Source organism: Streptomyces aureus (genome assembly GCF_001418135.1).
In the GTDB taxonomy this organism is placed as follows: Bacteria; Actinomycetota; Actinomycetes; order Streptomycetales; family Streptomycetaceae; genus Streptomyces; species Streptomyces aureus_A.
Map to the genome: position 1 here is coordinate 6,938 of NZ_LIPQ01000186.1, position 13,190 is coordinate 20,127.

At 72.8% G+C, this 13,190-nt stretch carries 11 protein-coding genes and 1 pseudogene; 8 read left to right on the forward strand and 4 right to left on the reverse strand.

Annotation, left to right across the window (positions count from 1 at the left end; genetic code table 11):
• Positions 1 to 41 precede the first annotated feature (41 nt).
• Positions 42 to 956: a carbohydrate kinase family protein gene (locus tag AOK00_RS17300; RefSeq protein WP_055601209.1), complete on the reverse strand. Its 915-nt coding sequence runs from the start codon at positions 954 to 956 to the stop codon at positions 42 to 44.
• A complete protein-coding gene (locus AOK00_RS17305; RefSeq protein WP_254047392.1) occupies positions 953 to 1,993 on the reverse strand; it encodes a pseudouridine-5'-phosphate glycosidase in 1,041 nt (346 codons plus the stop codon). Before AOK00_RS17305 ends, AOK00_RS17300 begins: the two co-directional genes overlap by 4 nt.
• A 273-nt stretch (positions 1,994 to 2,266) precedes the next feature.
• Here AOK00_RS17305 and AOK00_RS17310 point away from each other — a divergent pair, with 273 nt between their 5' ends.
• From AOK00_RS17310 to AOK00_RS17325, 4 genes are all read left to right on the forward strand, one after another.
• Complete coding sequence (locus tag AOK00_RS17310; RefSeq protein ID WP_055601210.1) at positions 2,267 to 2,623, forward strand: cupin domain-containing protein; 357 nt, start codon at positions 2,267 to 2,269, stop codon at positions 2,621 to 2,623.
• A 294-nt stretch (positions 2,624 to 2,917) separates the two neighbouring features.
• Positions 2,918 to 4,258, forward strand: a complete 1,341-nt coding sequence (locus AOK00_RS17315) for a discoidin domain-containing protein (RefSeq protein ID WP_055601211.1) — start codon at positions 2,918 to 2,920, stop codon at positions 4,256 to 4,258.
• Positions 4,258 to 5,577, forward strand: coding sequence for an MFS transporter (locus AOK00_RS17320; protein ID WP_055601212.1), 1,320 nt, complete (start codon positions 4,258 to 4,260; stop codon positions 5,575 to 5,577). The genes AOK00_RS17315 and AOK00_RS17320 overlap by 1 nt, the downstream gene beginning before the upstream one ends.
• A 3-nt stretch (positions 5,578 to 5,580) precedes the next feature.
• Positions 5,581 to 6,576, forward strand: a complete 996-nt coding sequence (locus tag AOK00_RS17325; RefSeq protein WP_055601213.1) for a TolB family protein — start codon at positions 5,581 to 5,583, stop codon at positions 6,574 to 6,576.
• 108 nt (positions 6,577 to 6,684) lie between these two features.
• On the opposite strand, the gene AOK00_RS17330 is transcribed toward AOK00_RS17325, so the two are convergent.
• Together AOK00_RS17330 and AOK00_RS17335 are read right to left on the reverse strand one after the other, a co-directional pair.
• Entirely contained in the window at positions 6,685 to 7,983 is a 1,299-nt protein-coding gene (locus AOK00_RS17330) for an MFS transporter (RefSeq protein WP_437441425.1), read from the reverse strand.
• Between the two features lie 86 nt (positions 7,984 to 8,069).
• Complete coding sequence (locus AOK00_RS17335) at positions 8,070 to 8,636, reverse strand: methylated-DNA--[protein]-cysteine S-methyltransferase (protein WP_055601214.1); 567 nt, start codon at positions 8,634 to 8,636, stop codon at positions 8,070 to 8,072.
• 210 nt (positions 8,637 to 8,846) lie between these two features.
• Here AOK00_RS17335 and AOK00_RS17340 point away from each other — a divergent pair, with 210 nt between their 5' ends.
• The 4 genes and pseudogenes from AOK00_RS17340 to AOK00_RS40390 form a co-directional block, all read left to right on the forward strand.
• Positions 8,847 to 9,746 carry an MHYT domain-containing protein gene (locus AOK00_RS17340; RefSeq protein WP_055601215.1) on the forward strand — a complete coding sequence of 300 codons (900 nt, stop codon included), beginning with the start codon at positions 8,847 to 8,849 and terminating at the stop codon, positions 9,744 to 9,746.
• 62 nt (positions 9,747 to 9,808) lie between these two features.
• Positions 9,809 to 11,938: an excinuclease ABC subunit UvrB gene (gene uvrB / locus AOK00_RS17345; RefSeq protein WP_055601216.1), complete on the forward strand. Its 2,130-nt coding sequence runs from the start codon at positions 9,809 to 9,811 to the stop codon at positions 11,936 to 11,938.
• A gap of 177 nt (positions 11,939 to 12,115) precedes the next feature.
• A complete protein-coding gene (locus AOK00_RS17350) occupies positions 12,116 to 12,694 on the forward strand; it encodes a TerD family protein (protein WP_055601217.1) in 579 nt (192 codons plus the stop codon).
• Between the two features lie 127 nt (positions 12,695 to 12,821).
• Positions 12,822 to 13,190, forward strand: a pseudogene (locus AOK00_RS40390) (hypothetical protein); the annotation flags it as partial.

Genomic DNA, 13,190 nt, shown 5'->3' on the forward strand with positions numbered 1-13,190 from the left:
CCGCGGTCGCGGCTCCGCCACGTGCCTGCGAACCTCCCGTGTCAGTCGGCCGGTGGCCCGGCCGACGGTCTGCCGCCGACCACCGTGACCGCCTCCGCGCCCGCGCGGCAGCCCGCCTCTGCGGCCTTCGCGAGGTCCGCGCCCGCGAGCCGGGCCGCCAGGAAGGCGCCGGTGAACGCGTCGCCCGCGCCCGTCGAGTCCACCGGCCGGACCGGGGGAGCCGTCACCCGCGCGGTCACCGAGCCGTCCTCGGCCACCAGGGCGCCCGCCGCCCCGAGGGTGACCACGACCAGCGGGAATCGGCGGCTCAACTCGGCCGCCGCCACCTCCGGTTCGGCATGCCCGGTGAGCGACCGGGCCTCGTCGGCGTTGGGCAGCAGGACCTCCGCGCCCTCCGCGGCCGCGAGGAACCGGTCCACCCCCAGCTCCGCCAGGAACCCCGCCGACGCCGGGTCCACACTCACCGGCACGCCCGCCTCCCGTGCGTCCCGCAGCGCCAGCCGGGCGGTCTCGCGGCTCGGCGCGGAGAAGAACAGGTAGCCGGAGAGATGCAGCCGGGCCACGCCGTCGAGCAGGCCCGCCGACCAGTCGTCGGGGGAGAGACGCAGGGCGGCGCCGCTGTCGGTGAGGAAGGTGCGTTCCGCCGAGGAGTCCACGAGCGCGATCACGGTGGCCGTCGCCGCCTCCGCGTCCGGGACGAGCAAGGGACGCACGCCCGCGCGCCGCAGCGCCCGTTCGTGCCAGTCGGCCGCGTCCGTTCCCACCCGGCCGAGGACGCGCACGTCAGGGGATCCGGAACGCGCCGCCCAGCAGGCCGCGTTGGCTCCGGCGCCGCCCGGCAGGGTGCGTATCTCCGCCGCCGTGTCGGTCGCGGGCGCCAGCGGGGTCCGGTGCCGGGCGACGATGTCCGTGACGACGTCCCCGACGACGAGCAGCGCACCCGCCGCCGGGCTCACCGGCCGCCCACGCCGGGCGAGGACCCGGAGTCGCGCGAGAGCTCGGACTCGCGCGAGAACCCGGAGTCGCGCGAGGACCCGGCGCCGGGGGCGGTCGCCGAGGCCCGTCCGGCCTCGGCGTCTGCCGCCGCGCCCGCGCCGTACGCCCCCGCGATCCTCGCCGCGAGCCGCACATTGCCCCGTACCGCCGCCAGGTTGGCCTCCAGGGACGCCCCTTCCGTGTGCACCGTCAGGTATTCGAGCAGGAACGGGGTCACCGCCTGCCCGGTGATCCCCTTCTCCTTCGCCGCCGCCAGGCCGCCCGCGAGCACCCGGTCGTGCAGCGCGGGATCCAACTGCTCCGCCACCGGCACCGGATTGGCCACGATCAGCGCCGCCCGCTGCTCGCCGAGCCGGTCCTGGGCCCGTATCACCTCGGCCACCGCCTCCGGGGTCCGCAGGTTCCAGTCGACCGGCTCGCCCGAGGAGGCGAGGTAGAAGCCGGGGAAGTGGTCCGTGCCGTATCCGACGACCGTCACGCCGAGCGTCTCCAGGCGCTGGAGCGTCGCGGGCACGTCGAGGATCGACTTGACCCCGGCGCAGACCACGGTGGTGCCGACACGGGCGAGCAGCCGCAGGTCGGCGGACTCGTCCTGTGTGTCGGTCCACTCCCGGTGGACGCCGCCGAGGCCTCCGGTCGCGAACACCCGTATGCCGGCCGCGTCCGCGAGCCAGGCCGTCGCCGACACCGTCGTCGCCCCGGTCACGCCGGTCGCCAGGGCCGGGGCGAGGTCGCGGTGCCCCAGCTTCCGCACCTCCGGGTCCTCGGCGATCCGGGTCAGGGCCGCCCGGTCAAGGCCGACCCTGGCCGCGCCGTCGACCACGGCGACCGTGGCGGGGACGGCACCCCCGGCCCGTACCAGCTCCTCCAGTTCCAGGGCCACCGCCAGGTTCCGCGGGCGCGGCAGGCCGTGGGCGATGATCGTCGATTCCAGCGCGACGACGGGACGCCCCTCGTGGAGCGCCTCGCGTACCTCTTCGGACACCTGTGTGGACATGTCCCATTCCTGGCGCGACCACAGGCCCCGCAAACCTCGGTGGCGAGCTCCGGCCACACCGTGGGGGCGCCTTCGGATTCCGTCACGGGGTGCCCGGCGGGGTCGTCCGGGGCAGCGGCGCCACCCGTCCGGCGCTGCGCCGAAGCGGTCGTGCGGATTTCGTCGTCGCGTCGGGTTCCGGGCATCGCGCCTGGTGGGAGGCGAAACGGAGGGCTTGCGTCCAGCCGGTCCCGGCCTCGGAGCGGCCTTGGACCCCCGCTACAGTCACCGCCCATGACGACACATGACCAGCCCTCCTTCGCCGTGCACATCCCCGACGCGGAGCTCGAGGCGGAGCCGCTCGACCCCGCCCAGATCGTCTCCGGTACGCCCGAGGTGACGGGCAAGGTGCTGTGGGAGTCCGCCGACGGCAAGCAGCTGCGCGGCATCTGGCAGATCACGCCCGGCGTCGTCACCGACACCGAGGCCAACGAGCTCTTCGTGGTGGTCTCCGGCCGGGCGACCGTCGCCGTCGAGGGCGGGGCCACCCTGGAGATCGGTCCCGGCGACGCCTGTGTGCTGCGCGAGGGCGACCGGACGACCTGGACCGTGCACGAGACCCTGCGCAAGGCGTACCACATCAGCCTCTGAAGTCCCGGTTGGGGCCACGGACCGAGGTCTGGTAGGAAACCTTCCTATCGGCTAGCATCCCGGGCAGCGGCTTGGCGCGGCGCCCCACCCCAAGGGGCGTGACGCGCTCAGCGAGAGCTCTGACCCGGCCGCCGAGCACCACCCCGCCGTGTGGCGCCCCGAATCGCCACCCGGCCGGTCGCCCGTGCCCGCACCCACGGCACGGGCGCCCCGGCCCGCTGCCGCGCGGCAGGTCCGTGGTGCGCCGCACCGGTGTCCAGCTCTCGCCGACCCCACAGGCCAGGGAGCCCAGGTATGCGCCTGAACGCCTCCGTCCCACCACGCCGCACCACCACCCCCCTCCCCTTCGTCCTCGCCGCCGTGCTGCTGCTCGTCGGCGGGCTCCTGCTCGCCCTCCCGGACCGGGCCGGAGCCGCCGCCGACGTCCTGATCTCCCAGGGCCGACCGGCCACCTCCTCCTCCGTCGAGGACAGCACCTTCGGACCGGAGAAGGCCTTCGACGGCGTCTCCACCACCCGCTGGGCCAGCGCCGAAGGCGTCGACCCCCAGTGGATCCGGGTCGACCTCGGCCCGTCTGCCACCGTCTCCCGCGTCAAGCTCGTCTGGGAGGCCGCCTACGCCAAGGCCTACCGCGTCGAGATCTCCGCGGACGGCACCACCTGGACCCGCCTCGCCAACGAGACCGCGGGCAACGGCGCCACCGACGACTGGACCGGACTCACCGGCCAGGGCCGCTACCTCCGCGTGTACGGGACCGCCCGCGGCACCTCGTACGGCTACTCGCTCTACTCGGTGGAGGTGTACGGCACCACCGGCAGCACGGAGCCGCCGACCGGCGCGTTCACCGTCGTCGCGGCGGGCGACATCGCCGCCCAGTGCACGGCCTCCAGCAGCTCCTGCGCCCACCCCAAGACCGCGGCCCTGGCCCAGCGGATCGCGCCGTCCTTCTATCTGACGATGGGCGACAACCAGTACGACGACGCCCTGCTCTCCGACTTCCGCAACTACTACGACAAGTCCTGGGGCGCCTTCAAGGCGAAGACCCGCCCCGTGCCCGGCAACCACGAGACCTACGACCCGGCAGGCCCGCTCGCCGGCTACAAGTCCTACTTCGGCTCGATCGCCTACCCGCAGGGCAAGCCGTACTACAGCTACGACCAGGGCAACTGGCACTTCGTCGCCCTCGACTCCAACTCCTTCGACGACGCCACCCAGATCCAGTGGCTCAAGGACGACCTCGCGCGGAACACCAAGGGCTGCGTCGCCGCCTACTTCCACCACCCGCTGTACTCCTCCGGCGGCCACGGCAACGACCCCGTCTCCAAGCCCGTCTGGCAGATCCTCTACAACGCCAAGGCCGACCTGGTGCTGAACGGACACGACCACCACTACGAGCGCTTCGCCCCGCAGGACCCCAACGGGCGGGCCACCGCCGACGGCATCGTCGAGATCGTCGGCGGCATGGGCGGCGCCGAGCCCTACGACATCGAGACGGTCCAGCCCAACAGCCAGAAGCGGATCAGCGGTCCGTACGGCGTACTGAAGCTGGACCTCACCGACACCACCTACACCTGGCAGTACGTCGGCACCGACAACCAGGTGAAGGACTCCGGCCCGACCTACACCTGCCACTGATGTACCTCGCGACCACCGGTCGCCCGGACGCGCCGCCCGCCCCCTCGGGGGTCCGGCGGCGCGTCCCCGGCACCGTCCTCGCCCTCGGCGCGGTCAGCCTGGTCACCGACGTCTCCTCGGAGATGGTGACCGCCGTCCTGCCGCTCTACCTGGTCCTCGGACTCGGCCTCTCGCCGCTCCAGTTCGGGCTGCTCGACGGCCTCTCGACCGGCGCCACCGCGCTCGTACGGCTCCTCGGCGGTGCCACCGCCGACCGCGGCGGCCGCCACAAGCAGGTCGGCGGGCTCGGCTACGCCCTGTCCGCCTGCTCCCGGATCGGCCTCCTCCTCGCCGGCGGCGCGACCGGCTGGATCGCGACCGCGATCGCCGCCGACCGGCTCGGCAAGGGCGTCCGCACCGCCCCGCGCGACGCCCTCATCACCCTGCACAGCCCGCCCGAGGACCTGGGCCGCGCCTTCGGCACGCACAGGGCCATGGACACCACCGGCGCCCTGCTCGGCCCCCTGGCCGCCTTCGCGCTGCTGTGGGCGACGGCCGACGCGTACGACGCCGTCTTCGCCGTCAGCTTCAGCGTCGGGGCGTTCGGCGTCCTGCTGTGGGTACTGCTCGTCCCCGGCCGGACACGGGGCGGCGAGAGGGCACCCGCCGTGGCGGCGGAGCCACACGCGCGGGGGGAGTCCGCGGAGCCACGCGCGCGTGGGCGGTTCCTCGGCGGGCTGCGCGGTGGGCTGTTCAGTGGGCTGCGCTCACCCGGATACCGGCGGATCGTGATCTGCGCCGGAATCCTCGGCGCCGCCACCATCGGCGACGCCTTCCTCTATCTGCTGCTCCAGCGACGGCTCGCGTTCGACGCGACCTGGTTCCCGTTCCTGCCGCTCGGCGCGGCCGCCGTCTATCTGCTGCTCGCCGTCCCCGCCGGACGCCTCGCCGACCGGATCGGGCGGCGAGCACCGCTCCTGTACGGGCACGTGGCCCTGCTCCTCGCCTACGGACTGCTCCTGGCCCCCCTGCCCGACCCCGTGGTCCTCCTGGGCGTCCTCCTCCTGCTCGGGGTCTTCTACGCCGCCACCGACGGCGTCCTGATGGCTCTGGCAGGCCCCTTCCTGACCGAGGGCCGGCAGGCGAGCGGCCTCGCCGTCGTCCAGACCGCTCAGGCGCTGGCCCGGCTCGGTGCCGCCGTCGCGTTCGGCGCCGTCTGGACCGCGAGCGGGCCCGAGACCGCGCTCGTCGCGGCGCTGCTCGCCCTCACGGCCGCCCTGTTCTGCGCCGCGCGGCTGCTGCCCACGACTCCTTCCGAGACCTCCGAGAGGAGCGACTGACCCATGTCCGACCTGACCGGCGCCCGCCCGTCCACCCGTACGCGCGTGTGGATCCTCGTACTCGCCCTTCTGCTGCTCGGCGGCGGCGCCACCGCCTACACGCTGCGCGCGGCCTCGGGCCGCGAGGCCGCGGTCGCCGGGACCGCCGACCCCGGCTTCACGCTCGACCGCGACACCGGCGCGCTCTACGCGCGGGACACCGCGAGCGGCCGCATCGCGCGCGTGGACCCGTCCGCGCCCGGCGGGCGGGTGGTGGGCGGCCCCTCCTGCGACCGCTTCCACGCGGCCGGGCCCACCGCTCTCTGCCTCCAGCGCAGGCCGGGCGTCCCGGCCCGCTCGTACGCCATCGTGCTCGACCGGCGGCTGCGCGAGGTACGCCGGATCGGTCTGCCGGGCATCCCCAGCCGGGCCCGGGTCTCGGCCTCCGGGAACATGCTCGCCTGGACGATGTTCGCGACCGGCGACTCCTACGCGCGGTCGTCCTTCTCCACCCGGACCTCGATCCTCGATCTCCGCACCGGCTACCTGGTGAAGAACGTCGAGCAGATCCCGCTCACCCTCGGCGGCCGCCGCTACCACGCCCCCGACGTCAACTACTGGGGCGTCAGCTTCGCCGCGGACGACAACCGCTTCTACGCGACCGTCTCCACGGGCGGCCGCACCCATCTCGTCGAGGGCGACATGCGGAACTGGTCCGCCAAGGCCCTGCGGGAGAACGTCGAATGCCCGTCCCTCTCTCCGGACGGCACCCGGCTCGCCTTCAAGAAGCGCGTCTCCGACGGCCCGGGCGAGCCGTGGCGGCTGTACGTGTACGAGCTGGGCACCGGGCGCGAACACGCGGTCGCCGAGCGGCGCGGCATCGACGACCAGGCGCTGTGGACGGACCGGAGCACCCTCGCGTACGGCTACGGGGGAGCGGTCTGGTCGGTCCCGGCCGACGGCACGGGCAACCCGCGGCGGCTGGCGAGCGGGGCGTCCTCCCCGGCGGTGCCGCACTGACAGACGGCGGAGCAGCACGGACCGACGGCGGTGCCGCATGGAGGGACGGCGGTGCCGCATGGACCGACGGTCCTACGGAGGTGCCGCACCGACCGGCCGTACGGAGGCTCAGGCCTTCCGGAGCGAGCCGCGGATCGCGAGCGCCGCCATCGGCAGCAGCAGGCAGGCGGCGATCGCGTTCAGCGGCCCGTAGCCGACCTGCGCCACGATCAGGCCCGCCGCGAGGCCGCCGACGCCGGCGGCGGTGTTCATGATGAAGTCGGAGAGCCCCTGGACCGCCGCCCGCGCGGCCTGCGGCACCGAGTCCGTGAGCAGCGCCGAGCCGGACACCAGACCCGCCGACCACCCCAGGCCGAGGACGAACAGGCCGAGGGCGGTACGGCCGTGGCTGGGCCCCGCCGTGCCCGCGACGAGCGCCGCCACGCCGATGAGACCGACCGCGAGCCCGATCACCGAGAGCCTCCCCAGCCGGTCGGACAGCCAGCCCATCAGCGGCGAGAAGGCGTACATACCGGCGATGTGCCCGCTGATCACGAGCCCGACCAGCTGGATGTCCGCCCCGTGATGGGTGAGGGCCACCGGGGTCATCGACATGATCGACACCATCGCGGTGTGCGAGCCGGCGACCGTGACCACCGCGAGGCGGGCCTTCGGGGACTCCCGTACGGCCCGCATCCCGGCCCGCAGGGAGCGTTCCTCAGGCGCCTCGCCCGCGCCCGTCTCGGCGAGCGCGCGGGCGGTGAGGAGGGGGTCGGGACGCAGCAGCACGGCCACCACGGCCGCCGCGATCACGAAGACCCCGGCGGCCCAGACGAAGGGGCCCGCGGTGGCGGGTATCCCCAGACCCGCCACGCTCTTCCCGGCCGGCGCGGCGATGTTCGGGCCGAGGACCGCCCCGATCGTCGTCGCCCACACGACGGTGGAGATGGCCCGCGCCCTGCGGTCCGGTTCGGCGAGGTCGGCGGCGGCGAAGCGGGCCGCCAGGTTGGCCGAGGACCCGGCGCCGAAGCCGACGAGGCCGAGGAGCAGCAGGGGGAAGCTCTCGGCGACCGCCCCGAGCACGGCGACCCCGGCGCCGACCGCGCCGATGAGGTACGCGAGGACGAGACCGGCCCGGCGGCCCCGCGAGGCCATCAGGGCGGCCAGCGGCATGGCGAGCAGCGCGGGCCCCGCCACGGTCGCCGTCGACGCGAGACCGGACAGGGCCTCGGAACCGCTGACGTCCCTGGCGAGCACGGCGGCGAGCGCGACACCGGTGGCGATGCCGAGGCCCCCGAGGATCTGGGTGGTGAGGAGCACGGCCTGGACCCGTCGGCGCAGCGCGGGGAGCTCGGCGTCGGAGACGGGAGCGGGGCCGGGTATGTGGCCGGGCAGGGTGGCGTCAGGGGCGCCGGGGGTGTGGGTCACTTACGTGAGTGTGCCAGCCGTCCCACCTGATGGGAACGCCTCCCGGCGAGGCCGCGAGCCCGCGGCCCGGCGTCCGGGAGAGGCCCTCAGAACAGCGGCGTCGGCAGTACGCCTTCGAGTGCGAGCAGCTGCCGCTTGGTCTCCAGGCCGCCCCCGAAGCCGCCGAGACCGCCGTCGCTCTCCACCACGCGGTGACACGGCACCACGACCGGCAGTGGATTGGAGCCCATCGCCGCGCCGACCGCCTGCGCCGCCCCCGGCTGCCCCACACGTCCCGCCAGGTCCCCGTATCCGACGACCGTGCCGTACGGCACACCGCTCGCCAGCTCGCGCAGCACCTGCCGGTTGAACCCGGCGGTCAGGCTCCAGTCCAGGGGCAGGTCGACATCGCCCGGCTCGCCCGCGAAGTACCGGTCGAGCCGGCGTATCGCGCCGGCGAGCAGCCCCGAGGCGCGCTCCACCGGCTCCGCGCCGAGCTGCGCCGTCAGCCGGTCGAGCATCCGGTCCCGCCGCGCCGCGTCGGCGTGGAACTCGACCCGCACGAGCCCCCGCTCGGTCGCGGCGAGGAAGAGCGGCCCGATGGGGCACTCCATGACCGTCCACTCCACCGGGACGGCCCGCCCCCGGCCCTCCGGTCCCGCTTCGATGTCCATGCCGCCCACGGTACGACCCGGCACCGACAACGGGGCCCGGAGAGCGGTCGCAAGATCACGGACCGGTCTCGCTCAGGTCTCACGAGCGGAAATTCCCCGGTCACGTGGTCGCGTGGCCCCCGGCGCGCCATAATCTCGCCCCGGTAGTACTACCCAGCGGTACCGACTGTTTTCGGACGACGTGGCACCAGGGGTGGAGGACACACGCTCATGCAGGGCACGGTCGACGGATTCAGCTACGGGATCGTCACTCCGGTGGCGGCCTTTCTCATGGCGTGCCTGGGCGGCGCCCTCGGCCTGCGCTGCACCACGAGATCGCTCCGCCACCGCGACAGCTTCAAGGCGGGCTGGCTCGCCCTCGGCGCCACGTCGATAGGCACCGGCATCTGGACCATGCACTTCATCGCCATGATGGGCTTCTCGGTCCAGCAGGCGCCCATCCACTACGACCTGCCCATCACCTTCGCCAGCCTGGGCGTCGCCGTCCTGATGGTCGGCATCGGGATCTTCATCGTCGGGTACCGGGGGGCGACCGCCCTCACCCTGGTCACCGGCGGCACCATCACCGGCCTCGGCGTGGCCACCATGCACTACCTGGGCATGGCCGGGATGCGTCTCCAGGGGCGTATCGAGTACGACACGCTCACCGTCGCGATGTCCGTGGTCATCGCCGTCGTGGCGGCCACGACGGCCCTCTGGGCGGCCGTCTCCGTACATGGATTTCTGGCCAGCCTCGGTGCGAGCCTGGTGATGGGCGTCGCCGTGAGTGGTATGCACTACACCGCCATGTCGGCGGTCAGCGTCCACCTGCACGGCACCGAGCCCGTCGGGGGCACCGGCGACACCGCCACCTCGCTGCTCCTGCCGATGCTGATCGGCCCGGCGGTCTTCCTCATCCTCGCCGCCGTCGTCGTCATGTTCGACCCGCTGCTCGTGATGGGCGACCCGGACTGGCAGGGCCCCGCCGCCCGCACCCCGCACCGCCCCGGCGTGCCCGCACCGCGCCACGTGCCGTCCTACGGCGAGCCCGCCAACTGGACGGCCCGGCCCGCTGGGCGCGGGGCCCGCAGGGGCGTCCCGCGGGGCGGTCACCGCTCCCAGGACTGGTGACGGAGGGCCGCTGCCGAGCCGATCACCACCCGAGTGTCAGTGCCGGGTCGTACGGTGGTTGCATGCGGCCCGTTTCCAAGATCGAACGTTCGGTGGCGCCCTTCGAGGTCGTCAGTGAGTACAAGCCCAGCGGCGACCAGCCCGCGGCCATCGCCGACCTGGAGCGGCGTATCCGCGCGGGCGAGAAGGACGTCGTGCTCCTCGGTGCCACCGGCACCGGAAAGTCCGCCACCACCGCGTGGATGATCGAGAAGCTCCAGCGCCCCACCCTGGTGATGGCGCCGAACAAGACCCTGGCCGCCCAGCTGGCGAACGAGTTCCGCGAGCTCCTGCCCAACAACGCGGTCGAGTACTTCGTCTCGTACTACGACTACTACCAGCCCGAGGCGTACGTGCCGCAGTCGGACACGTACATCGAGAAGGACTCCTCCATCAACGAGGAGGTGGAGCGGCTCCGCCACTCCGCGACGAACTCGCTGCTCACCCGCAGGGACGTCATCGTGGTCGCCTCCGTCTCCTGCATCTACGGCCTCGGCACGCCCCAGGAGTACGTGGACCGGATGGTCCCGCTCAAGGTCGGCGAGGAGCTCGACCGCGACCAGCTGCTCCGCCGCTTCGTCGACATCCAGTACACGCGGAACGACCTGGCGTTCACCCGCGGCACCTTCCGCGTCCGCGGCGACACCATCGAGATCTTCCCGGTCTACGAGGAGCTCGCCGTCCGCATCGAGATGTTCGGCGACGAGATCGAGGCCCTCTCCACCCTCCACCCGCTCACCGGCGAGGTCATCAGCGAGGACCGCGAGCTGTACGTCTTCCCCGCCAGCCACTACGTCGCCGGCCCCGAGCGCATGGAGCGCGCGGTCAACGACATCGAGCGCGAGCTGGAGGGCCGCCTCGCCGAGCTCGACAAACAGGGCAAGCACCTGGAGTCCCAGCGCCTGCGCATGCGGACCACGTACGACCTGGAGATGATGCGCCAGATCGGCTCCTGCTCCGGCATCGAGAACTACTCGATGCACTTCGACGGCCGCGACCCCGGCTCCGCTCCCAACACCCTCATCGACTACTTCCCCGAGGACTTCCTGCTGGTCATCGACGAGTCGCACGTCACCGTGCCGCAGATCGGCGCCATGTACGAAGGCGACGCCTCCCGCAAGCGGACCCTGGTCGACCACGGCTTCCGGCTCCCGTCCGCCCTCGACAACCGCCCGCTGAAGTGGGAGGAGTTCCAGGAGCGCATCGGCCAGACCGTCTACCTCTCCGCGACCCCCGGCACGTACGAACTCTCGCGCGGCGACGGCTTCGTCGAGCAGATCATCCGCCCCACCGGGCTCGTCGACCCCGAGGTCGTCGTCAAGCCCACCGAGGGTCAGATCGACGACCTGGTCCACGAGATCAGACTGCGCACCGAGCGCGACGAGCGCGTCCTGGTCACCACCCTCACCAAGAAGATGGCCGAGGACCTCACCGACTACTTCCTGGAGCTCGGCATCCAGGTGCGCTATCTGCACAGCGACGTCGACACCCTGCGCCGGATCGAGCTGCTGCGCGAACTGCGCGCCGGCGAGTACGACGTCCTCGTCGGCATCAACCTCCTCCGTGAGGGCCTCGACCTCCCCGAGGTGTCCCTCGTCGCCATCCTCGACGCCGACAAGCAGGGCTTCCTGCGCTCCGGGACCTCCCTCATCCAGACGATCGGCCGCGCCGCGCGAAACGTCTCGGGCCAGGTCCACATGTACGCGGACCGGATCACCCCGGCGATGGAGCAGGCCATCGACGAGACCAACCGGCGCCGCGAGAAGCAGATCGCGTACAACACCGAGAACGGCATCGACCCGCAGCCGCTCCGGAAGAAGATCAACGACATCGTCGCGACCATCGCGCGCGAGGAGATCGACACCGAGGAACTCCTCGGCAGCGGCTACCGCCAGGGCAAGGAGGGCAAGGGCGCCAAGGCCCCCGTCCCCTCGCTCGCCGCGCACGGCGTCAAGGGCAAGGGCAAGGCCGGCTCGACGGTCGAACTCGGGGACCGGCCCGCCACCGAACTGGCCGCGATCATCGAGGAGATGACCGACCGGATGCGCGCCGCAGCCGCCGAGCTGCAGTTCGAGGTGGCCGCCCGGCTCCGTGACGAAGTGGGAGAGCTGAAGAAGGAGTTGCGCCAGATGAAGGAGGCGGGACTCGCCTGACCGGACACGGCCCCGTGGAGTACCGGGTGGGTGGTCCGGCGCGCGGTCCGGTGTGTTGCAAGACCGACACAAAACCGGACCGCACCTCCGCGCTGTCAGTGGTGCTGCGTAATGTGCTCGACAACCGCACGCACCGGAACAGCGGGCGCGGGGAACGCTAACGAGAGGGGCAAACGCGTGTCGGTCAACATGACCAAGGGTCAGGCCATCAGCCTGGAGAAGCAGGGTGGGGGCAGCCTCAGCCAGGTGCGGATGGGCCTCGGCTGGCAGGCCGCGCCGCGCCGCGGTCTCTTCGGCAAGCGCACCCAGGAGATCGACCTGGACGCCTCGGCCGTCCTCTTCGCGGACAAGCAGCCGGTCGACGTGGTCTTCTTCCGTCACCTGGTCAGCGACGACGGCTCGGTCAAGCACACCGGCGACAACCTGGTCGGCGGCGCGGGCCAGGGCGGGGACGACGAGGCGATCCTCGTCGACCTCCAGCGGGTCCCGGTCCACATCGACCAGATCGTCTTCACGGTGAACTCCTTCACCGGCCAGACGTTCCAGGAGGTGCAGAACGCGTTCTGCCGCATCGTCGACGAGGCGAACGGCCAGGAGCTCGCGCGCTACACCCTCGACGGCGGTGGCAACTACACCGCGCAGATCATGGCGAAGGTGCACCGGGTCGGCTCCGGCTGGCAGATGACCGCCCTGGGCAACCCGGCCAACGGCCGCACCTTCCAGGACCTGATGCCCGCGATCCTGCCGCACCTGTAGGCAGGACCGCACCGCACCACCCACAGCTCCCGGCGGCAGCAGGCCACCGGGAGCTGTCCCGCATGAACCGCACCTGTGATGACGCCGAGAACGGCGAGAACGCCGAAAAGCCGAGGGGACAGAGTCGATGACGGCCGAGCTGGTCCGGGGGCAGAACCACCCCCTGCCCGACACCCGACTGGAGATCCGGGTGTCGGCCGGTCACCCTGTCCTCGCCGGCGCCACCCTCGGCGACGAGCAGGGCAGAGTCCCCGGCGTGGAGTGGATCGCCCATCCCGGAGCGCCCTCGCTGCCCGGGGTCGACGTCCCCGGACAGGCCGCCGCCGACCATCGCCTCGCCGTGGACCTGGAGGCCGTCCCCGGCGCCGTCCTCTCCGCGCTCCGGCTCCGCGAGGTCAACCTGATCACCCGTGAGGGCCTCCAGGACGACCCCACGGCCCATCTCGTCGAGCACCTCGCCCGCCGCCCCTTCCTCCTCGTCCTCGACAACTGCGAG